Annotated in this window: 18 protein-coding genes; 5 read left to right on the top strand and 13 right to left on the bottom strand. The window is 68.7% G+C overall.

What is annotated here, in order from left to right; genetic code table 11:
- Positions 1–2: 2 nt before the first annotated feature.
- Positions 3–1,358 carry an MATE family efflux transporter gene (locus tag DID96_RS24855; RefSeq protein WP_124601913.1) on the top strand — a complete coding sequence of 452 codons (1,356 nt, stop codon included), beginning with the start codon at positions 3–5 and terminating at the stop codon, positions 1,356–1,358.
- Between the two features lie 19 nt (positions 1,359–1,377).
- Here DID96_RS24855 and lipA read toward each other — a convergent pair whose 3' ends face one another.
- The 5 genes from lipA to DID96_RS24830 all read right to left on the bottom strand — a co-directional run bounded on the left by lipA (position 1,378) and on the right by DID96_RS24830 (position 6,824).
- The gene (lipA, locus tag DID96_RS24850; RefSeq protein ID WP_124601912.1) at positions 1,378–2,343 is read right to left on the bottom strand and encodes a lipoyl synthase; all 966 of its coding nucleotides are present in this window, start codon (positions 2,341–2,343) and stop codon (positions 1,378–1,380) included.
- A 2-nt stretch (positions 2,344–2,345) separates the two neighbouring features.
- Positions 2,346–3,461, bottom strand: coding sequence for an acetoin dehydrogenase dihydrolipoyllysine-residue acetyltransferase subunit (locus tag DID96_RS24845; RefSeq protein ID WP_124601911.1), 1,116 nt, complete (start codon positions 3,459–3,461; stop codon positions 2,346–2,348).
- Positions 3,462–3,465: 4 nt separating this feature from the next.
- Entirely contained in the window at positions 3,466–4,470 is a 1,005-nt protein-coding gene (locus tag DID96_RS24840; RefSeq protein WP_124601910.1) for an alpha-ketoacid dehydrogenase subunit beta, read from the bottom strand.
- An 83-nt stretch (positions 4,471–4,553) separates the two neighbouring features.
- A complete protein-coding gene (locus DID96_RS24835) occupies positions 4,554–5,537 on the bottom strand; it encodes a thiamine pyrophosphate-dependent dehydrogenase E1 component subunit alpha (protein ID WP_124601909.1) in 984 nt (327 codons plus the stop codon).
- A gap of 222 nt (positions 5,538–5,759) precedes the next feature.
- The gene (locus tag DID96_RS24830; RefSeq protein WP_124601908.1) at positions 5,760–6,824 is read right to left on the bottom strand and encodes an ATP-NAD kinase family protein; all 1,065 of its coding nucleotides are present in this window, start codon (positions 6,822–6,824) and stop codon (positions 5,760–5,762) included.
- 537 nt (positions 6,825–7,361) lie between these two features.
- Between DID96_RS24830 and DID96_RS24825 the strand changes: the two genes are divergently transcribed.
- Positions 7,362–9,278, top strand: a complete 1,917-nt coding sequence (locus DID96_RS24825) for a sigma-54-dependent Fis family transcriptional regulator (protein WP_124601907.1) — start codon at positions 7,362–7,364, stop codon at positions 9,276–9,278.
- Between the two features lie 12 nt (positions 9,279–9,290).
- Here DID96_RS24825 and DID96_RS24820 read toward each other — a convergent pair whose 3' ends face one another.
- Together DID96_RS24820 and DID96_RS24815 are read right to left on the bottom strand one after the other, a co-directional pair.
- Complete coding sequence (locus tag DID96_RS24820; protein WP_124601906.1) at positions 9,291–9,707, bottom strand: carboxymuconolactone decarboxylase family protein; 417 nt, start codon at positions 9,705–9,707, stop codon at positions 9,291–9,293.
- Complete coding sequence (locus tag DID96_RS24815; RefSeq protein ID WP_124601905.1) at positions 9,659–10,147, bottom strand: MerR family transcriptional regulator; 489 nt, start codon at positions 10,145–10,147, stop codon at positions 9,659–9,661. Before DID96_RS24815 ends, DID96_RS24820 begins: the two co-directional genes overlap by 49 nt.
- 310 nt (positions 10,148–10,457) lie before the next feature.
- Between DID96_RS24815 and DID96_RS24810 the strand changes: the two genes are divergently transcribed.
- Both DID96_RS24810 and DID96_RS24805 read left to right on the top strand, forming a co-directional pair.
- Positions 10,458–11,081, top strand: coding sequence for a helix-hairpin-helix domain-containing protein (locus DID96_RS24810; RefSeq protein WP_185732349.1), 624 nt, complete (start codon positions 10,458–10,460; stop codon positions 11,079–11,081).
- A gap of 83 nt (positions 11,082–11,164) precedes the next feature.
- Positions 11,165–11,596: a YidB family protein gene (locus DID96_RS24805; protein WP_124601903.1), complete on the top strand. Its 432-nt coding sequence runs from the start codon at positions 11,165–11,167 to the stop codon at positions 11,594–11,596.
- 111 nt (positions 11,597–11,707) lie between these two features.
- On the opposite strand, the gene clpB is transcribed toward DID96_RS24805, so the two are convergent.
- Positions 11,708–14,305, bottom strand: a complete 2,598-nt coding sequence (clpB, locus tag DID96_RS24800; RefSeq protein ID WP_124601902.1) for an ATP-dependent chaperone ClpB — start codon at positions 14,303–14,305, stop codon at positions 11,708–11,710.
- Between the two features lie 142 nt (positions 14,306–14,447).
- The gene (locus DID96_RS24795) at positions 14,448–14,942 is read right to left on the bottom strand and encodes an Rrf2 family transcriptional regulator (RefSeq protein WP_124601901.1); all 495 of its coding nucleotides are present in this window, start codon (positions 14,940–14,942) and stop codon (positions 14,448–14,450) included.
- Between the two features lie 253 nt (positions 14,943–15,195).
- Here DID96_RS24795 and DID96_RS24790 point away from each other — a divergent pair, with 253 nt between their 5' ends.
- Entirely contained in the window at positions 15,196–15,744 is a 549-nt protein-coding gene (locus DID96_RS24790; RefSeq protein ID WP_124601900.1) for a group III truncated hemoglobin, read from the top strand.
- 21 nt (positions 15,745–15,765) lie between these two features.
- Here the strand turns inward: DID96_RS24790 and moaE are convergent, their stop codons facing one another.
- The 4 genes from moaE to thrC all read right to left on the bottom strand — a co-directional run bounded on the left by moaE (position 15,766) and on the right by thrC (position 19,515).
- Entirely contained in the window at positions 15,766–16,242 is a 477-nt protein-coding gene (moaE, locus tag DID96_RS24785; RefSeq protein WP_124601899.1) for a molybdopterin synthase catalytic subunit MoaE, read from the bottom strand.
- Positions 16,243–16,252: 10 nt separating this feature from the next.
- Positions 16,253–16,510: a molybdopterin converting factor subunit 1 gene (gene moaD, locus DID96_RS24780; protein ID WP_124601898.1), complete on the bottom strand. Its 258-nt coding sequence runs from the start codon at positions 16,508–16,510 to the stop codon at positions 16,253–16,255.
- Between the two features lie 17 nt (positions 16,511–16,527).
- Complete coding sequence (gene glp / locus DID96_RS24775) at positions 16,528–17,775, bottom strand: gephyrin-like molybdotransferase Glp (RefSeq protein ID WP_124601897.1); 1,248 nt, start codon at positions 17,773–17,775, stop codon at positions 16,528–16,530.
- A gap of 288 nt (positions 17,776–18,063) precedes the next feature.
- A complete protein-coding gene (gene thrC, locus DID96_RS24770; protein WP_124601896.1) occupies positions 18,064–19,515 on the bottom strand; it encodes a threonine synthase in 1,452 nt (483 codons plus the stop codon).
- Between the last annotated feature and the right edge of the window lie 8 nt (positions 19,516–19,523).

Raw genomic sequence — 19,523 nt, 5'->3', positions numbered from 1 at the left:
CGATGCTCGCCGACATCCGCCGGATCGTCGGCCTCGCGTGGCCGGTGCTCGTCGGCCAGCTCGCGATCATTGCGTTCGGCGTAATCGACACCGCGATGGTCGGCCGCTTCTCCGCCGTCGACCTCGCCGCGCTCGGGCTCGGCTCGTCGATCTACGTGTCGATCTACATCGGCCTCACCGGCATCCTGTCCGCGGTGCAGCCGATCACCGGCCAGCTCTACGGCGCGCGCCGCTACACCGAGATCGGCGAGGAAGTGCGGCAGGCGCTGTGGCTCGCCGCGCTGCTCGCGATCCCCGGCTTCCTGCTGCTGCATTTTCCCGAGCCGCTGTTGCGCGTCGCGCACGCCCCGGCCGCGCTGCACGACCGCACCGTCATGTACCTGCGGATCCTGTCGTTCGGCCTGCCGGCGAGCCTCGTGTTCCGCATCTACAACGCGCTCACCAATGCCGCCGGCAAGCCGCGCCTCGCGATGATCCTGCAGATCGGCGCGCTCGCGCTCAAGTTTCCGCTGAACGTGTGGTTCATCTTCGGCGGGTTCGGCGTGCCGGCGCTCGGCGGCCCCGGCTGCGGGCTCGCGAGCACGCTGATCAACTGGGCGCTCGCGCTGATCGGCTTCACGCTGCTCGCGAAGCTCGACGTGTTCACGCCGCTCGCGATCTTCTCGCGCTTCTGCTGGCCGGCCTGGACGCGCCTGAAGGCGATCCTGAAGCTCGGCGTGCCGATGGGCCTGTCGTACCTGATCGAGGTCACGTCGTACACCTGCATGGCGCTGTTCATCGCGCAGTTCGGCACGACGACGCTCGCCGGCCATCAGATCGCCGGCAACATTGCCGCGGTGATGTACATGACGCCGCTGTCGATCGGCGTCGCCGTGTCGACGCTGGTCGCGCGCGCGCTCGGCGCCGAACGGCACGAGGAAGCGCGGCTGCTCGGCCGGCACGGCGTGATGCTCGCGTGCGGGGTCGCTGCGCTGTACGGCGTGCTGCTGTTTGCGCTGCGCCCGCTGATCGTCGGCGGCTATACGCCGAATCCGGCGGTTGTCGCGGCCGCGATGCCGCTCGTCACGATCGTCACCTGCTATCACTTCTTCGACGCGCTGCAGATCACGTGCGCGTTCGTGCTGCGCGCGTACAAGGTCGCGGTCGTGCCGACCGTCATCTACGCGGTCGCGCTGTGGGGCGTCGGGCTCTGCGGCGGCTACCTGCTCGGCTTCGATGTCGGCGGCCTCGCGCCCGCATGGCTGACCGGCGCGCGCGGATTCTGGTTCGCGAACATGGCGAGCCTGATGCTCGCGGGCGCCGGGCTCGCGCTCTACCTGCGCCGCGTCAGCCGCGCCTATCTGCGCGACGCGGCCTGAACGCACGCCCGGCCGCCCGTCACGCGTGCTGCAGCACCTGCGCCGCGTGATACGACGAACGCACGAGCGGGCCGGCGACGACCTCCGCGAAACCGAGCGACAGCCCTTCTTCGCGCCATGCGGCGAACGCTTCCGGGCTCACGTAGCGGCGCACCGGCAGGTGATGCGCGGACGGCGCGAGATACTGGCCGAGCGTCAGCACGTCGACGCCGTGCGCGCGCAGGTCACGCAATGTCGCGCGCACTTCGTCGTCCTGCTCGCCGAGTCCGAGCATCAGGCCGGACTTCGTCACGAGCGCCGGGCGTGCACCTTTCGCACGCGCGAGCAGGTCGAGCGAGCCACGATAATCGGCTCCCGGCCGGGCCGCCCGGTATAGCGACGGCACCGTCTCGACGTTGTGGTTGAACACGTCCGGCCATGCGGCCGACAGCGCATCGAGCGCACGCGCGACACGGCCGCGGAAATCCGGCGTCAGCACCTCGACGCCGATGCCCGGCACGCGCGCGCGCACCGCCGCGATGCACGCGGCGAAATGCGCGGCACCGCCGTCGCGCAAGTCGTCGCGGTCGACCGACGTGATCACGACGTAGCGCAGCCCGAGCGCCGCAACCGCGTCCGCGAGCCGGTCCGGCTCGTCCGGATCGAGCGGATCCGGACGCCCGTGCGCGACGTCGCAGAACGGGCAGCGCCGCGTGCACAGTCCGCCCATGATCATGAAGGTCGCGGTGCGCTGCGCGAAGCACTCGCCGATGTTCGGACACATCGCTTCCTCGCAGACGGAATGCAGCCGATGCTCGCGCAGCACCGCCGCCATCGCGGCGACGCTGTCGCTCATCATCGGCCGCGCCCGCAGCCACGCCGGCTTCGGCAGCGCCGCGCCGGCCGCGGGCTCGACGCGCACCGGAATGCGCGCGAGCTTGTCGTGGCTGCGCGCGCCCGGCTGGCCGAGCGCCGTCAGGCTGGGTCGTTCGAGCGCGGCCGTCATCGTCAGTCTCCGAGGAACGCGACGATCAGGCGGTTCACGTCGGCGGCCGCCTCCATCTGCACCATGTGCCCGCGGCCCGCGAGCACTTCCGCTCGCACGCCGTCCGGCAGGCCCTGCGCGTGATGCGCGGGGATCACCTGGTCGCGCTCGCCCCAGATCACGAGCGTACGCGGCGCAAGCGCCGCGAGCCGGTCGCGGAAGACGCGCCGCTGCGTCGCGCCGTCGAACGCCGACGACGCGATCTTCTCGAGCGCCGCCTGCACGCCCTCGAGCCGCTTGTACTTGACGAGATCCTCGACCAGTTGCCGCGTGACGAGCGCGCTGTCCGCGAACAGCTTGCCGAGATGCGGCTTCAGCGTATTGCGGCTGTTGCCGGCGACGAAGCCGTCGATGTAGTCGCGATCGATGTCGCTGCCGAGGCCCGCGCTCGCGATCAGCGTCAGCGACGCGACGCGATCCGGCGCGCGCTCCGCTGCCGCCATCGCGACCGCGCCGCCCATCGAATGCCCGATCAGGTGCGCACGCGCGATGCCCTGTGCGTCGAGCAGCGCCAGCACCGCGTCGGCCAGCTCGTCGAGGCTGCCCGTGTCGACCGCCTTGCCCGATTCGCCGTGGCCCGGCAGATCGAGCGCCCACACGGGGCGGTGCGCGGCCAGCTCCGCGTGATTGAACAGCCAGTTGTTCAGATCGCCGCCGAAGCCGTGGATCAGCACCGCGGGGGTGCCCGCGCCGTCGCCGAGCTTGAGGAAGCGCACCGTGCGCCCGCCGATCTGCGCCTTCTCGGGCTGCGGGCCGGCTGCGTCGTCGGCGGCCGCGCTCGGCGTGAAGTCGCGCTGGAACGCGGCGATCGCCGCGTCGATGTCCGCGTCGCTCGTCTGCTCCGCCGCGACGACGCCGAGCAGCGCGCCGACCGGCAGCGTGTCGCCCTCCTGCGCGACCTGCCGGCGCAGCGTGCCGTCGAACGCGCATTCGACGCCCGACGAGATCTTGTCGGTTTCGACGTCGAGCACCTCGTCGCCTTTCGTCACCCGCTCGCCAACCGCCTTCAGCCAGCCGTTGACCTGCCCCTGCTCCATCGACAGCCCCCACTTGGGCATCGTGATCATGTGAATCGACATCGTGTCAGCTCCTCGTCTTCAGCACCGCCTGCACGATCGCATCGGCGGACGGGATATACAGGTCTTCGAGCACGCTCGCGAACGGCGCCGGCGTGTGCGGCGCGGTCACGAGCTCGATCGGCGCCTTCAGCGACCGGAACGCGCGCTGCGCGACCAGCGCGGCGATGTCGGTCGCGATCGAGCAGCGCGGATTCGCCTCGTCGACGACGATCACGCGCCCCGTGCGCTCCGCGCTTTCGAGAATCGTCTCCTCGTCGAGCGGCGACGTCGTGCGCAAGTCGATCACGTCGACCTGGATGCCGTCCTTCGCGAGCTTCGCCGCCGCATCCGTCGCGACGTGCACCATGCGTCCGTAGGTGACGATCGTCGCGTCGTCGCCGTCGCGCACGATATTCGCCTCGCCGAACGGGATCGCATAGGATTCCTCAGGCACGTCGCCTTCGCGCGTGTAGAGCAGCTTGTGCTCGAGGAAGATCACCGGATCGTTGTCGCGGATCGACTGGATCAGCAGCCCCTTCGCGTCGTACGGCGTCGACGGGCATACGACCTTCAGCCCGGGGATATGCGTAAACAGCGAGGTCAGCATCTGCGAATGCTGCGCGGCCGCGCGCAGGCCTGCGCCGTACATCGCGCGGATCACGACCGGCGTCACGGCCTTGCCGCCGAACATGTAGCGAAACTTCGCCGCCTGATTGAAGATCTGGTCGAAACACACGCCCATGAAATCGATGAACATCAGCTCCGCGACGGGCCGCATCCCGCATGCGGCCGCACCGACCGCCGCGCCGATATAGCCGCCCTCGGACAGCGGCGTGTCGAGCACGCGGCCCGGGAACTTGTGGAACAGCCCTTTCGTCACGCCGAGCACGCCGCCCCACGCGTCGTCCTCGCCCGGCGCACCCGCGCCGCCTGCGTTGTCCTCGCCCATCACGATCACGCTGTCGTCGCGCGCCATTTCCTGAGCGAGCGCTTCGTTGATCGCCTGCGAATAAGTGATCTTTCTTGCCATGTCTGTCTCCTGGGATTCTTGCGGCCTTCTGCTACGGATTGCCGCTACGGCTTGCCGCTACGTTCGGTACGACTGCGCGGCGTTCACGGGTACGACACGTACACGTCGGTCAGCAGGTCGGCCGCATCCGGCAGCGGCGCCGCCTTCGCCTGCGCGACCGCGTCGTCGATCAGTGCCTTCACCTGTGCATCGACCGCGCGCAATTCGTCGACCGTGAGCACCTCCGCACGCACGACGCGTGCCTCGAAGTGCTTCAGGCAATCCTTCTCGTCGCGCAGCTTCTGCACTTCGCCGGGCGCGCGATAGGTCTGTGCGTCGCCTTCGAAGTGCCCGAAGTAGCGCGTGAACTTCACTTCGACGAGCGTCGGCCCGCCACCGCCGCGCGCCCGCTCGACCGCTTCGCCGAGCGCCTCGTGCACCGCGAAGAAGTCGAAGCCGTCGACGATCACGCCGGGCATCCCGAAGCCGTTCGCACGGTCGGCGATGTTGTCGGTCGCGACCGACCAGCTCGCCGACGTCGCCTCCGCGTAGCCGTTGTTCTCGGCGACGAAGATCGCAGGCAGCCGCCATACCGACGCGAGGTTCATCGATTCGAAGATCACGCCCTGGTTCGACGCGCCGTCGCCGAAGAAGCACACGCCGACGCCGCCCGTGTTCCTGTGCTTCGCCGCGAGTGCCGCGCCGCATACGAGCGGGCCGCCCGCGCCGACGATGCCGTTCGCGCCGAGCATCCCCATCGACAGGTCGGCGATGTGCATCGAGCCGCCCTTGCCGTGGCAGACGCCCGTCTTCTTGCCGTAGATCTCGGCCATCATCCCGTGCACGTCGACGCCTTTCGCGATGCAGTGGCCATGGCCGCGGTGTGTCGTCGCGACGTAGTCGGCAACATCGAGATGCATCATCGTGCCGACCGCGGACGCCTCCTCGCCCGCATACAGGTGCACGAAGCCGGGGATTTCGCCGGTCGCGAACTCGACGTGCAGGCGCTCCTCGAATTCGCGAATCGTGCGCATCAGCCGGTACGCGTCCAGCAGCTTGTCCCTGCTGAGCTGAGTCGAAACGGTCATGTGTGTCTCCTTGATTCCTCGTTGAAATGTCGCCGCGCAAACGGACGTCGCGGCGGTGTGCTGCGTGGGTTCGGCGCCGAGGCGCCGATGCTGCACAGCGCGTGCGGCCGTGCCGGGCCGCGCGCCGCGTCATGCGGGCGCCGGCGGCCCGCGTCCGGAAGTCGTCATCGCCTGTCTCCTTGTGGGTTGGAATGGTGGTCGGAATCGTGTTCGATCGGTTGCTCAGTCCGGTTGCCCGTACGCGCCGGCGTCGCGCAGCAGCTGCCGAGACGCCGCATGGCGCAGCGTGCGGCCGACATCGAGCGTGAGCGGCCCGCGCCAGTCGAGCGCGATCTCGTAGCGGTCGCCGCGCGCGACTTCGAGCTCGCGCTCGCCGTCGAACGCGAGCGTGCCGCGCTCGAACGGAATCGGCTGCCACGCGCCCGGCTCGAGCCGCTCGCAGCTGCGCATCACGACCCGGTCGACGCGGCCCGGCGCGATCGGCGCGACGAGCGGCGTGCCGGCCGCCTTGCCTTCTGCGGCGAAACGCATCGCGAGGCCATGCGGCGCGCTGCGCTCGAGTGGCGCCCATGCACCGCCGAGCGCGGACAGGCCGATGCCGTCCGGTTCGGCGAAGGTCAGGTAGAGCGCATCGATGTCGGCGGAGCCGGAAATCGCGCGCGCGCCGACGAAGCGCTGCCGTGCTGCGCACACGTCGACGAGCGCGATGTCCTCGCGGCCCGGCTGCGGGCCTTCGACACAGCGCACGACGAGCCGCTTGTTGCGTGTGAACGCGACCTCGGCCGGCACCGCGCCGGTCGCGGCGAGCCCGGCCGCGACGCCGGCGACGGTCGCTTCGCGATGTTCGGGAAATGCGTTGTTGGTACCGGTGGACAGCGCGACGAGCGGCGTCGTGCCGCAATGCGCGGCAACCGCGCGATGGGTGCCGTCGCCGCCGAGCACGACGATCAGCGCGACTTCCATCCGGCGCATCCAGGCTGCGCCGGCATGCGTGTCGGCAACGCTGTCGGTGATCGGCAGATCGACGAAATCGACGGCGGGCCAGCGCTCATGCGGCGCGACCGCACGATGCGTGTCGAGCGCGCGCAGCAGCAGCGTCGCGATGCCCGTCCGGTCGCGCAGCGTCAGCACGCGCTCGACGCCCATCGCGCCAAGTCCGGCCAGCAGGCGCACGATCATGTTCGCTTTCTCGGCGGTCGGGAACACCGACGCATGCGTCGTGAGGCGGCGGATGTCGCGTCCGGATGCGGGATTCGCGATCACGCCGACGGTAATGGGCGTTGCCACGGGTTTGTCTCCTGTCCTATGCGTTGCGTCAACCGGCCTGGGTGCTTCAGCACGCGGTCCGGTCCCACGCAAAGTGTCCGCAGCCATCGCGGGCCGCGGATCCGTTGTCGCCGGCACGTATGCGCCGGTCTTGCCCGATATATCTGCAAGCAGCGTGCCACCGCGTACGTGGCACCCTCAGGTCGCCCGCAAACGCCGGCACGGCGGGCCTGCGCGCGATTGGCGCCGCTCGAAACGATGGTGTGTGGATCGACGACACCGCCGGTGCGTCTCAAGCTTCGGCGCCCGCTCGCGACGGCCGCGTGGTGTGCGCACACCCCGCGACTCGGCCCGCCAGCCCGCGCGCAATCAGGCGCTGCACGTTCCGAACCCGGCCACATGCGCGCCATCTCACGCGCCGCCGCGCGTCTCAGCCGCGTGAGATGGCGGTGAGACGAACGTCTCACGCGTACTTCGTGCTGCGATGCAATGTGATCGGGCGAGACGGATGTGCTACAAGAACGACGAAACCCCTGCCGTCCGAAGCCGGAGCCGACCATGCCCTACGTCGTTCCCCAGACCCAGCACGCGGACCGGGTGCTCGGCGCGCTCGCCGGGCGCCTGCCCGTGCCCGCCGATTCGCCGCGCCTCGTGTCGTCGTGGCAGCGCTCGCTCGAGCGCTACCGGCTCGACCCCGCGTCGTCGATCGGCCCGCGCGTGCTGACCGCCGCGGAACTGCGCGAGGTGCGCGACAAGGAAGAGGCCTTCCTGCGCGCGTCCGGCCAGTGCCTGACGCGCCTGCACGACATGATTCGCGTCGCCGACTACTGCGTGATGCTGACCGATGCGCACGGCGTGACGATCGACTACCGGATCGATCGCGAGCGCCGCACCGATTTCCGCCATGCGGGGCTGCACATCGGCTCGTGCTGGTCGGAGAGCGAGGAAGGCACCTGCGGCGTGGCGAGCGTGCTGACGGATCTCGCGCCGATCACCGTGCACAAGACCGATCATTTCCGCGCCGCGTTCACGACCCTCACCTGCAGCGCGGCGCCGATCTTCGCGCCCGCGGGCGAGCTGATCGGCGTGCTCGACGCGTCGGCCGTGCAGTCGCCCGACAACCGCGACAGCCAGCGGCTCGTCTATCAGCTCGTACGGCAAAGCGCGGCGCTGATCGAGGACGGTTATTTCCTGCACAGCACGGCCCAGCACTGGGTATTGTTCGGGCATCCGAACCGCCACTACGTCGAGGCGCAGCCCGAATGGCTGATCGCGTTCGACGAGTGCGGCAACATCGTCGCCGCGAACCGGCACGCGCGCGATGCGCTGCCCGAGTTGCGCGAGCCGCGCCATATCGACGAGATCTTCGATTCGACGGACATGCCGCTGCGTGACGCCGCGCGCATCGACGCGATCGTCGCGCTGCGCCTGCGCGCGACCGGCGCGCCGCTCTACGCGCGGCTGCGCGCGCCGCAGCGGCGCACCGTGCGCGAACCGGGCACCGCGTCGCGCCGCCCTGGCGGCGCCGCGCGTCACGTCGGCGCGCTCACGCCGTTCCTGCACAGCAGCGACTCACGCATCGCGCAGCAGGCGGAGCTCGCGCTGCGCGTCGCGAGCAAGCGGCTGCCGATTCTCGTGCTCGGCGAGACGGGCGCGGGCAAGGAAGTGTTTGCGCGCGCGATCCACGACGCGGGGGCGCGGCGTGCGCGGCCGTTCGTCGCGGTCAACTGCGGCGCGCTGCCGGAGGCGCTGATCGAAAGCGAGCTGTTCGGCTATGCGGCTGGCGCATTCACCGGCGCACGCAAGCACGGCGCGCGCGGCAAGATCGCGCTCGCAGACGGCGGCACGCTGTTTCTCGACGAAATCGGCGACATGCCGCTCGCGCTGCAGACGCGCCTGTTGCGCGTGCTCGCCGACGGCGAGGTCGTGCCGCTCGGCAGCGACACGCCGGTGCGCGTCGATCTCGACGTGATCTGCGCGACGCACCGCGATCTCGCGCAGATGGTCGCGGCCGGCACGTTCCGCGAGGATCTGTATTACCGGCTGAGCGGCGCGGTGTTCGAACTGCCGCCGCTACGCGAACGCGCGGACGTGCGCGACGTGATCGCAGCGGTGTTCGCCGAGGAAGCACATGCGACAGGCCACGTGCTGACGCTCGACGGCCCGCTTGCGGCGCAGCTCGCCGCGTATCCGTGGCCCGGCAATGTCCGCCAGTTGCGCAACGTGCTGCGCTATGCGTGCGCGGTATGCGATAGCGCGCGCGTGACGGTGCGCGACCTGCCCGCCGATCTGGCCGCGCGGCTTGCGCCGGAGGCGGCCGGTGCGCTGCCCGACGATGAACGCGGCCGCATCGTCGCCGCGCTCACCGCGCACCGCTGGCGCCCCGACCCGGCCGCGCAGGCGCTCGGCATCTCGCGTGCGACGCTGTACCGGCGCATCGCAAAACTCCGGATCGTCGCGCCGCACCGCGTGTAACGGCGCACGGTGTCAGGCGGCCGGCACAGCCTGTGCAGCCGGCTCGCCGTCGCGCTGCCGGAACACCTCGTGTGCGGCGAACAGCGCGTTCAGTGCGGCCGGAAAGCCCGCGTAGAGCGCCATCTGCATGAATACCTCGACGATCTCGTCGCGCGTGCAGCCGACGTTCAGCGCCGCCTCGATGTGCACCTTGAGCTGCGGCTGCGCATTGCCGAGCGCGGCCAGCGCGGCGATCGTCGCGATCTCGCGCGAGCGCAGGTCGAGTTGCGGCCGGCTGTAGATGTCGCCGAAGCCGAACTCGATCAAGAGTCGCGCGAAGTCCGGCGCGATCGGCTCGAGCGCTGCGACCACGCGCTCGCCTGCGTCGCCGTCGATTTCCTTCAGTTTGGCCCAGCCGCGCGTGTAGCGGTCTTCAACGAGTCGTTCCATTGCGAAATTCCTTGATCCGGTTGTGAAGGGGTCGCCCGTCGTCCCGCATCGCGTTCCGCCGCCTCGTAGTTCACGATCTTGTCTTCGATCAGGTCGAGGCTCGCCTCCAGTTCCGCGATATGCGCACGCACCGCGTCGCGATGCGCGACGAGCAGCGCGCGCCGCGCGCCGAACGTCGGCTCGCCTTCGGCGCGCAGCGCCGCGAACTGCTGCATCTGCGCGATCGGCATGCCGGTCGCCTTCAGGCGCATCACGAACGCGAGCCAGTCGAGATCGGCGGGCGCATAGAGCCGGTGACCGGCCGGCGTGCGCGAAATCGCCTGCAACAGGCCCGCCTGCTCGTAGTAACGCAACGTGTGCGTCGACACGCCGATCTGGTCGGCGACCTGGCCGATCGTCAGCGGACCGGCAGCGGAAGGTTTCGATACGGTGTTAGACATGGCACGCTCAAGGTTAGGAGTTAGAGTTCACTCTAAGTCAAGCGCCGCGTGACGGCCAGTGAGATGGCCAGTGAGATGGCCAGTGCAGCGGCCAATGTGACGACACCCGCCGATTACGTAAAGAATCGTCAAAACCGCCAGCCGGCGGCGCTTGCGGCCTTTACAGCCGCGCAACGCTTCAGCAAGATTCGGACAGCCTGTCTTAAAAAGGGCACGCGCTTGTCCTATGCTTAACGGCGACGCGCGGCCGCGCGTCGCCAGCCATCCGTTGCAACAGCCATTCATCCGTCGGAACCAGGGAGCCTATGCCATGCTGAAGAAGCTGCTGATGCTGTTCGTCGCATTGTCGCTGTCGCTGACCGCGGCGTTTGCCGCGGCGGTCGAGGTCAATACGGCCGACCAGGCCGCGCTCGAATCCGTAAAGGGTCTCGGGCCGGTAAAATCGAAGGCGATCATCGACGAGCGCACCAGGAATGGCCCATTCAAGAATGCTGACGATCTCGCGAATCGCGTGAAGGGTCTGGGCACGAAATCGGTCGCGCACCTCGAGGAGAACGGCCTGACGATCGGCGGGTCGTCCACGCCGCCGACGGGCGCGAAGGCAGCGAAGCCGGCCGCGACCGCGCCGGCGACGGCACCGGCGACGAAGCCGGCGGCAACGACCGCCACGAGCGCCACGACGGCTCCGGCGACGACTGGCGCCGCAACGACGGCTGCACCGGCTGCACCGGCCGCGAGCGCGCCCCAAGCGGCATCCAGGCCGGCCAGCACCAAGCGCGCGTCGAAGAAGGATAAGGCAGCATCCGCCGCTGCGGCGACGACCGCCGCCGCCTCGGCGCCGGCCGAAGCGTCGTCCGCAAAGGCGACGAAGGGGTCGAAGAAGAAGAGCAAGAAGGACAAGGCAGCCTCCGCCGCCGCGGCGTCGGGTGCCTGATGCGCGCCGCGCGCGATGAGCGTGCGCGGCATCGTTCAACGGGCGCCGCGCGTGCGGCGCCGTTTCAGTGAAGGTGAAGAATCATGGGTCTACTCGATATCGTTGGCGGTCTGATCGGCGGCGAGGCCGGCGGCAATTCGCAAAGCGCGCTGCTGTCCGCGGCGCTCGAATTCGTCAACAACCAGCCGGGCGGCCTGAACGGCCTGATCGAGAAGTTCAAGGCCGGTGGCGCCGGCGACATCATCGGCTCGTGGGTCGGCACCGGCGAGAACCAGCCGATCTCGGCCGATGCGCTGCAGAACGTGCTCGGCTCCGACGCGATCGGCGCGCTGGCGAGCAAGTTCGGCGTCGATCCGCAGCAGGCATCGGGCATTCTTGCGCAGGTGCTGCCGCACGTCGTCAACCATGCGACGCCGAGCGGCGAAGTTCCGGCCGACGGCCAGGTCGACACGTCGAACGTGCTCGGCACGCTGACGCAGCTCGCGGGCCTGTTCGGCGGCAACAAGCAGGCCTGAGCCTGAGCCGGCAGGTTCACGCCGGATGAAAAAACACCCCGCCTTGCGGCGGGGTGTTTGTTTTTGGCGCCCCGGCATCCGGCGCCGGGGCTTGCGACGAGTGTCGCGCGCTCAGTGCACGACGCGATCGAACACGAACTTGCCATCCTGGACGTCGACCGGAATCACGTCCTTCGGACCGAAACGGCCCGCGAGGATGAGCTTCGCGACCGGGTTCTCGATCTCCTGCTGGATCGCGCGCTTCAGCGGCCGCGCACCGAACAGCGGATCGTAGCCGACCTGGCCGATCTGCTCGAGCGCCGCATCCGACACGTCGAGCGCCATGTCGAGCTTCGCAAGCCGATCGTGCAGGCGCGCGAGCTGGATCTTCGCGATCGACTGGATGTTGCTGCGGTCGAGCGCATGGAACACGACGACGTCGTCGATCCGGTTCAGGAACTCGGGGCGGAAATGCTGCTTCACCTCGATCCACACCGCGTCCTTGATCTCTTCCTGCGGCGAACCCGTCATCGCCTGGATCACCTGCGAGCCGAGGTTCGACGTCATCACGATCACCGTGTTCTTGAAGTCGACCGTGCGGCCCTGCCCGTCCGTCATCCGGCCGTCGTCGAGCACCTGCAGCAGCACGTTGAACACGTCCGGATGCGCCTTCTCGATCTCGTCGAGCAGAATCACGCTGTACGGCTTGCGGCGCACGGCTTCCGTCAGGTAGCCGCCCTCCTCGTAGCCGACATAGCCCGGCGGCGCGCCGATCAGCCGCGCGACGCTGTGCTTCTCCATGAACTCGCTCATGTCGATGCGGATCAGGTGCTCCTCCGAGTCGAACAGGAACGCCGCGAGCGCCTTGCACAGCTCGGTCTTGCCGACGCCCGTCGGGCCGAGGAACAGGAACGAGCCGTACGGGCGGTTCGGATCGGCGAGACCCGCGCGCGAACGGCGGATCGCGTCGGCAACCGCGTCGATCGCCTCGTTCTGGCCGACCACGCGCTCGTGCAGTTTCTCCTCGATGTGCAGCAGCTTCTCACGCTCGCCCTGCATCATCCGCGACACGGGGATGCCGGTCGCGCGCGACACGACTTCCGCGATTTCTTCCGCACCGACCTGCGTGCGCAACAGACGCGGACGCGTCGGGTTGTGCTGCTCCTTCTCTTCCGCCTGCGTGACCTGCTTCAGCTGCGCGTCGAGCTGCGGCAGCTTGCCATACTGCAGTTCCGCGACCTTCTCGAGCTTGCCTTCGCGCTGCAGCCGCGCGATGTCGGCGCGCACCTTCTCGATCTCTTCCTTGAGCTGCGCGCTGCCCTGCACCGCGGCCTTCTCGGCGGTCCAGATCTCCTCGAGGTCCGAGTATTCGCGGCCGAGCCGTTCGATTTCCTCCTCGATCAGCTGCAGGCGCTTTTGCGACGCTTCGTCCTGCTCCTTCTTCACGGCTTCGCGCTCGATCTTCAGCTGGATCAGCCGGCGGTCGAGCTTGTCCATCTCTTCGGGCTTCGAATCGATTTCCATCTTGATCTTCGACGCCGCCTCGTCGATCAGGTCGATCGCCTTGTCCGGCAGGAAGCGGTCGGTGATGTAGCGATGCGACAGCTCGGCCGCGGCGACGATCGCCGGGTCGGTAATGTCGACGCCGTGGTGCAGTTCGTACTTCTCCTGCAGCCCGCGCAGGATCGCGATCGTCGCCTCGACGCTCGGCTCGTCGACGAGCACCTTCTGGAAGCGGCGCTCGAGCGCGGCATCCTTTTCGATGTACTTGCGATATTCGTCGAGCGTCGTCGCGCCGATGCAGTGCAGCTCGCCGCGCGACAACGCCGGCTTCAGCATGTTGCCCGCGTCCATTGCGCCTTCGGCCTTGCCCGCGCCAACCATCGTGTGGATTTCATCGATGAAGACGATCGTCTGGCCTTCGTCCTTCGCGATGTCGTTGAGCACCGCCTTCAGGCGCTCCTCGAACTCGCCGCGATACTTCGCGCCCGCGAGCAGCGCTGCCATGTCGAGCGACAGCACGCGCTTGCCCTTCAGCGTCTCGGGCACTTCGCCGTTGACGATCCGCTGCGCGAGCCCTTCGACGATCGCGGTCTTGCCGACGCCCGGCTCGCCGATCAGCACCGGGTTGTTCTTCGTGCGTCGCTGCAGGATCTGGATCGAGCGGCGGATCTCGTCGTCGCGGCCGATCACCGGATCGAGCTTGCCCGCGCGGGCGCGCTCGGTCAGGTCGACCGTGTACTTCTTCAGCGCTTCACGCTGGCTTTCCGCGTCCTGGCTGTGCACCTGCGAGCCGCCGCGCACCGCGGCGATCGCGGCTTCGAGCGCCTTGCGCGTGAGGCCGTGCTGGCGCGCGAGCTTGCCGGCCTCGCCCTTGTCGTCGGCAAGCGCGAGCAGGAACATCTCGCTCGCGATGAACGTGTCGTTCAGCTTCTGTGCTTCCTTGTCCGCCTGGTTCAGCAGGCCGACCAGCTCGCGGCCGATCTGGATATCGCCGCCCGTGCCCGTCACTTGCGGCAGGCGCGTGATCGCGTCGTTCAGCGCGCCTTGCAGCGCCTGCACGTGCACGCCCGCGCGCGACATCAGCGAGCGCGCGGAGCCGTCCGTCTGCGCGATCAGCGCCGACAGCACATGAACAGGTTCGATGTATTGATTGTCGCGGCCCGCCGCAAGACTCTGCGCGTCCGCCAGTGCTTCCTGGAACTTGGTGGTGAGCTTGTCGATTCTCATTCAGAGACCTCCAATTTTCGATTAACACCAAGGTGAGGATGCTTATGCGGCTTTCAAGCGGGATCGAGGTTGATTCAACGCAAAAATGCGTGTGGTCAGGAACGACGCGGAGTGGCCGCGCGCAGCATCGCGCGGCGCGGTGTCAGCCGGCGAGCGTCGACGGTTCGGTGGATCGCGCGTCTCGCACGATCGCGATCGGCTTGACGCCGAGCAGCAACGCGAGCGGCGACGCAGGCTGCGCGAGCTCGCCGAGCGTGTGGCGGTCGAGCTCGGCAAAGAAGGCGTCGCGCGCGGCTGCCAGCACGCCCTTCAGGCGGCACTGCGGCTCGATCACGCAGGCGCGCGCCGACTCGCCGTCGGCGAAGCAGCCGACCAGCGCGAAATCGTTCTCGGTCGCGCGCACGACCTGGCCGACCGTCAGCCGTGCCGATTCCGGATAGAGCCGCAGCCCGCCGTTGCGGCCGCGGACCGTGTCGACCCAGCCCAGCTCACCGAGCCGCTGCACGACCTTCATCAGATGGTTCTTCGAAATGCCGTAGGCGTCCGAAATCTCCTGGATCGTCGCGAGCCCTTCGCCGCGCACGGCAAGGTACAGCATGACTCTCAGCGAGTAATCGGTGTAGTCGGTGAGTCTCATTGGCGAAAGCGGTCTTTAAGAATCATGCCCCGATTAGTGTGCTGCGGCGAACAGCCGCATGTGCACTCGTGCATAAAGGCCTGCGGACTGGCCCGAGGGCGGGCCGGCTCACGACCCCGGTTGCCGGGACGGCGGGCGCGCAATAAGATGCGTGACATCCGCACATTTAACGAGGGGTTGGCCGACGCTATTGTGCGTCAAAATCCTGCCGGCGTCCCGCCCTTCGCCGGCCAAATCCGCCCCCTTTTTCGCCATGACCGACACGCCTGCCCTGCCCGACACCGCACCGATCCGTCCCCGCGACCCGGAGCCGACCGAAGCCAATATCCGCGAACTCGTGTACGCGTTCTACGATCGCGTGCGTGCCGACCCGCTGCTCGGCCCAGTATTCGACGGCAAGCTGGCCGGCCGCTGGGACGAGCATCTGCCGAAGATGGTGACCTTCTGGTCGAGCCTCGTGCTCGGTACCAAGGGCTATCGCGGCAACGTGCAGCAGGCGCACCAGCCGCTCGACGGCCTCGAGCCTGCGCACTTCAGCCGCTGGCTGGCGCTGTTCCTGAAAACGGTGGAGGCACGCTATACGCCGCCCGCCGCAGTCCGCTTCATGGAGCCGGCGCTGCGGATCGCGCAGAGCCTGCAGCTGAGCCGGTTCGGCTGGGACTACCCGATTCCGCCCGAGCAGCAGGCGCTGCTCGACGCGGTCGCGCCGCGCCGGCGTGACGATCCCGATCACCTGCCGTCACGCTCGCGCGGCGAACCGTTCCCGGCGAAGATCATCGGGCGCGGATTATCAGACGAATAAGCGGGACGAATAAGCGGACTCTCAGCGCGGCGCGTTGCCCGATTCGACGCCCCAGCGCGCGAGCGCCGCGTCGTCGGTGCTGCGCGCGTCCACCCAGCGTTCGCCGTCGGGGGTCGTTTCCTTCTTCCAGAACGGCGCCTCGGTCTTCAGGTAATCCATCACGAACTCGCACGACGCGAACGCGTCGCCGCGATGCGCGGCAACCGTCGCGACCAGCACGATCTGGTCGAGCGGATACAGCTTGCCGACGCGGTGCACGATCGCGACGTCGATCCCCGGCCAGCGCCGGCCTGCGTCGGCGGCGATCTTCTCGAGCGCCTTCTCCGTCATCCCCGGATAGTGCTCGAGCTCCAGCGCGGCGACCGAATCGCCGTCGTTCAGGTCGCGCACCGTGCCGACGAAGCACGCGATCGCACCAATCTTCGGATTGCGCGCGCGCAGCGCCGCCACCTCGGCGTTCAGATCGAAGTCGTCGGTCTGGACTCGCACCGTTGCCATTGCCCGCCCCTTATCCGCCCGTCACCGGCGGGAAAAATGCGACCTCGCAGCCGTCGGTGATCCGCGTGCCGGCGTCGGTCATCTCGTGATTGCAGGCCATGCGCAGCGCGCGCCCTTCGGCAAGCGTTTCGGCCCACGCGCCGCCGCGCGTGCGCAGCCACGCGCGCACGTCGCCGACGGTCGCGATGCCGTCCGGCACGTCGACCTGCTCATCGGCGACGCCCAGCGCCTCGCGCACGCTTGCAAAGAATTTCAGCTGAATGTTCATCTCGTGGGGCCGCCGCGTCAGGACAGCAGTTCGGAAAACGGAAGGAAGCGGACCGTCTCGCCCGCGCTGATCGCGTGGTGCGGCGGATTGTCGATCAGGCCGTCGCCCCAGACCGTCGACGTCAGCACCGCCGAGCTCTGGTTCGGGAACAGGTCGAGGCCGCCCGCCGCGTTGATGCGCGCGCGCAGGAATTCGTTGCGCCGGTCGGCCTTGCCCTGTGTGAAGTCGGCGCGCAGCGACAGCGCGCGCGGCGCGACGTCGCGCACGCCGGACAGGCGCAGCAGGAACGGCCGGACGAACAGCAGGAACGTGACGAAGCTCGACACCGGATTGCCGGGCAGCCCGATGAAATGCGCATCGGGCCGGCCGTCGCCGCGCCGGATCGCGCCGAACGCGAGCGGCTTGCCGGGCTTCATCGCGATCTGCCACAGCGCGAGCCGGCCTTCGGCTTCGACGGCGGGCTTCACGTGGTCCTCGTCGCCGACCGACACGCCGCCGCTCGTCAGGATCACGTCGTGGTCGCGCGCGGCCTCGCGCAGCGTGTCGCGCGTCGCGGCGAGCGAATCGGGCACGATCCCGTAGTCGGTCACGTGGCAATCGAGCCGCTCGAGCAGCCCGCGCAGCGTGAAGCGGTTCGAGTTGTAGATCGCGCCCGGTTTCAGCGGCTCGCCTGGCATCGTCAGCTCGTCGCCGGTGAAGAACACCGCGACCTTGATCCGGCGCGCGACCGCCAGCTGCGCACAGCCGACCGATGCAGCGAGGCCGAGCGACTGGGGCGTAAGCCGCGTGCCGGCCGGCAAGATCACCGCGCCGCGCCGGATATCCGCGCCCTGCGCGGTGATCCATTCGCCGGGCTTCGGCGTGTGCAGGATCTCGACCGCGTCGCCATCGGGCGCGGCCTGCTCCTGCATCACGACGGCATCGGCGCCGGGCGGCACCGTCGCGCCGGTGAAAATCCGCGCCGCGGTGCCGGCCGCGAGCGGCTCGGCGGGATGGCCGGCCGGAATGCGCTGCGACACGGGCAGGCGCCGCTCGCCGTGCAGCAGGTCGGCAACGCGCACCGCGTAGCCGTCCATCGCGCTCGTGTGCATCGGCGGCACGTCGAGCGGCGACTCGACGTCGGCCGCCAGCACGCGTCCGAGCGCGTCGAGCGTCGCGACGGATTCGACGCCGGCAAGCGGCATTGCGGCATCGAGCAGCGCGGCAAGCGCCTCGGCGGTCGACAGCATCGGCGCGCGCGGCGCCGCGGGATTCGGGTTCGACATCGATGGAATCGGGAATCGTGGGAAGCAATACGTCATTGTAGCGACGCGATCGGGCCGCCGTGCGATATGGCGGACATGCGGAAACTGTGATTGGCGAGGACGCGCGGCACTGACACTTGTCTCGCTCGGCGGTCAGCGGCAGTACGGGCCGGTTGCCGCGCCGTGCTTGCGCCACCGAGGCGGCCAGGCCGGTGCGCGCCGCCAAGCAAAACGGCCGGAACCCCGATCCGTTCGACGAATCGGCGTTCCGGCCGTCCGACACCGCCGGGCGTGCGGCCCGGCAGCGCGTCACGCGCCCGTGTGCGCGGCGATGAAGTCCTTCACCTGCTGCGCGTCGGCCTTCACGACCTCGAAACGCTGCGGCAGCGCCTCGAGCCCGTCGAATGCGGCCGGCCGCTCGGCTTCGCGATCGAGCGCTTCGCGGATCGTCTCGCCGAACTTGATCGGCTGCGCGGTCTCGAGCACGATCATCGGTACGCCCGCGTCGAGATGCTCGCGCGCGACCTTCACGCCGTCGGCCGTGTGCGTGTCGATCATCGCGTCATAGCGCGAGAACACGTCGCGGATCGTCGCGATGCGGTCGGTGTGGCTGCTGCGGCCCGACACGAAGCCGAACTCGGCGACGCGCGCGAAATCGCCGCTCGCCGCGAGATCGAAACCGCCCTTCTCCTCGACGTCGCGGAACAGCTGCATCACGCGCGCCGGATCGCGGCCGAGCAGGTCGAACACGAAGCGCTCGAAGTTCGATGCCTTCGAGATGTCCATGCTCGGGCTGCTCGTGTGATAGGTGTTCTCGGCGCTGCGCACACGGTACGCGCCCGTGCGGAAGAACTCGTCGAGCACGTCGTTCTCGTTGGTCGCGACCACCAGCTTCGCGATCGGCAGCCCCATCATCCGCGCGATATGGCCTGCGCAGACATTGCCGAAGTTGCCGGACGGCACCGTGAACGACACGCGTTCGTCGTTGGATCGGGTGGCCGCGAAGTAGCCCTTGAAGTAGTACACGACCTGTGCGACGACGCGTGCCCAGTTGATCGAGTTGACCGTCCCGATCTTCTGCTGCGCCTTGAACGCGTGATCGTTCGACACGGCCTTCACGATGTCCTGGCAGTCGTCGAACACGCCTTCGACCGCGAGGTTGAAGATGTTCGGATCCTGCAGGCTGAACATCTGGGCAGTCTGGAACGCGCTCATCTTCTTGTGCGGCGACAGCATGAACACACGCACGCCGGCCTTGCCGCGCATCGCGTATTCGGCCGCGCTGCCCGTGTCGCCGGACGTCGCGCCGAGGATATTCAGCGTCTGCCCGTGCTTCGCGAGCGTGTACTCGAACAGGTTGCCGAGCAGCTGCATCGCCATGTCCTTGAACGCGAGCGTCGGACCGTTCGACAGTTCGAGCAGCGACAGCGCCGCACCGTTCTCGGTGCCGAGCGTCTTCAGCGGCGTGATGTCGTCCGCGTTCTCGCCGTGGCGCGTGTTGCGGTACACGTCGGCCGTGTACGTACGACGCGTGATCGCGCGCAGGTCGTCGGCCGGAATGTCGTCGCTGAACTTCGACAGGATCTCGAACGCGAGATCCGCGTACGGCAGCGTGCGCCAGCGTGCGAGCTCGTCGGCCGAGACCTGCGGATACTCGGCCGGCAGGTAGAGCCCGCCATCCTTCGCGAGGCCGCCGAGCAGGATGTCGGAGAACGTGTGGCGCTCGCCGATGCCGGCGCCGCGCGTGGAGATGTAATTCATGTGTTCCG

The sequence above is a fragment of the Burkholderia sp. Bp8963 genome, assembly GCF_003854275.1.
Taxonomy (GTDB): Bacteria; Pseudomonadota; Gammaproteobacteria; order Burkholderiales; family Burkholderiaceae; genus Burkholderia.
Note: the sequence above shows the minus strand (reverse complement) of the source record. Positions and strands in the feature narration are given on the sequence as shown.

Excerpts from the sequence above, each read along its gene's own strand:
- moaE (WP_124601899.1), bottom strand. The coding sequence starts at position 16,242 with ATGGCAACGGTGCGAGTCCAGACCGACGACTTCGATCTGAACGCCGAG.
- DID96_RS24840 (WP_124601910.1), bottom strand. The coding sequence starts at position 4,470 with ATGGCAAGAAAGATCACTTATTCGCAGGCGATCAACGAAGCGCTCGCT.
- thrC (WP_124601896.1), bottom strand. The coding sequence starts at position 19,515 with ATGAATTACATCTCCACGCGCGGCGCCGGCATCGGCGAGCGCCACACG.
- moaD (WP_124601898.1), bottom strand. The coding sequence starts at position 16,510 with ATGAACATTCAGCTGAAATTCTTTGCAAGCGTGCGCGAGGCGCTGGGC.
- lipA (WP_124601912.1), bottom strand. The coding sequence starts at position 2,343 with ATGACGGCCGCGCTCGAACGACCCAGCCTGACGGCGCTCGGCCAGCCG.
- DID96_RS24835 (WP_124601909.1), bottom strand. The coding sequence starts at position 5,537 with ATGACCGTTTCGACTCAGCTCAGCAGGGACAAGCTGCTGGACGCGTAC.
- DID96_RS24845 (WP_124601911.1), bottom strand. The coding sequence starts at position 3,461 with ATGTCGATTCACATGATCACGATGCCCAAGTGGGGGCTGTCGATGGAG.
- DID96_RS24815 (WP_124601905.1), bottom strand. The coding sequence starts at position 10,147 with ATGTCTAACACCGTATCGAAACCTTCCGCTGCCGGTCCGCTGACGATC.
- DID96_RS24825 (WP_124601907.1), top strand. The coding sequence starts at position 7,362 with ATGCCCTACGTCGTTCCCCAGACCCAGCACGCGGACCGGGTGCTCGGC.
- DID96_RS24805 (WP_124601903.1), top strand. The coding sequence starts at position 11,165 with ATGGGTCTACTCGATATCGTTGGCGGTCTGATCGGCGGCGAGGCCGGC.
- DID96_RS24810 (WP_185732349.1), top strand. The coding sequence starts at position 10,458 with ATGCTGAAGAAGCTGCTGATGCTGTTCGTCGCATTGTCGCTGTCGCTG.
- glp (WP_124601897.1), bottom strand. The coding sequence starts at position 17,775 with ATGTCGAACCCGAATCCCGCGGCGCCGCGCGCGCCGATGCTGTCGACC.
- DID96_RS24790 (WP_124601900.1), top strand. The coding sequence starts at position 15,196 with ATGACCGACACGCCTGCCCTGCCCGACACCGCACCGATCCGTCCCCGC.
- clpB (WP_124601902.1), bottom strand. The coding sequence starts at position 14,305 with ATGAGAATCGACAAGCTCACCACCAAGTTCCAGGAAGCACTGGCGGAC.
- DID96_RS24820 (WP_124601906.1), bottom strand. The coding sequence starts at position 9,707 with ATGGAACGACTCGTTGAAGACCGCTACACGCGCGGCTGGGCCAAACTG.
- DID96_RS24795 (WP_124601901.1), bottom strand. The coding sequence starts at position 14,942 with ATGAGACTCACCGACTACACCGATTACTCGCTGAGAGTCATGCTGTAC.
- DID96_RS24855 (WP_124601913.1), top strand. The coding sequence starts at position 3 with ATGCTCGCCGACATCCGCCGGATCGTCGGCCTCGCGTGGCCGGTGCTC.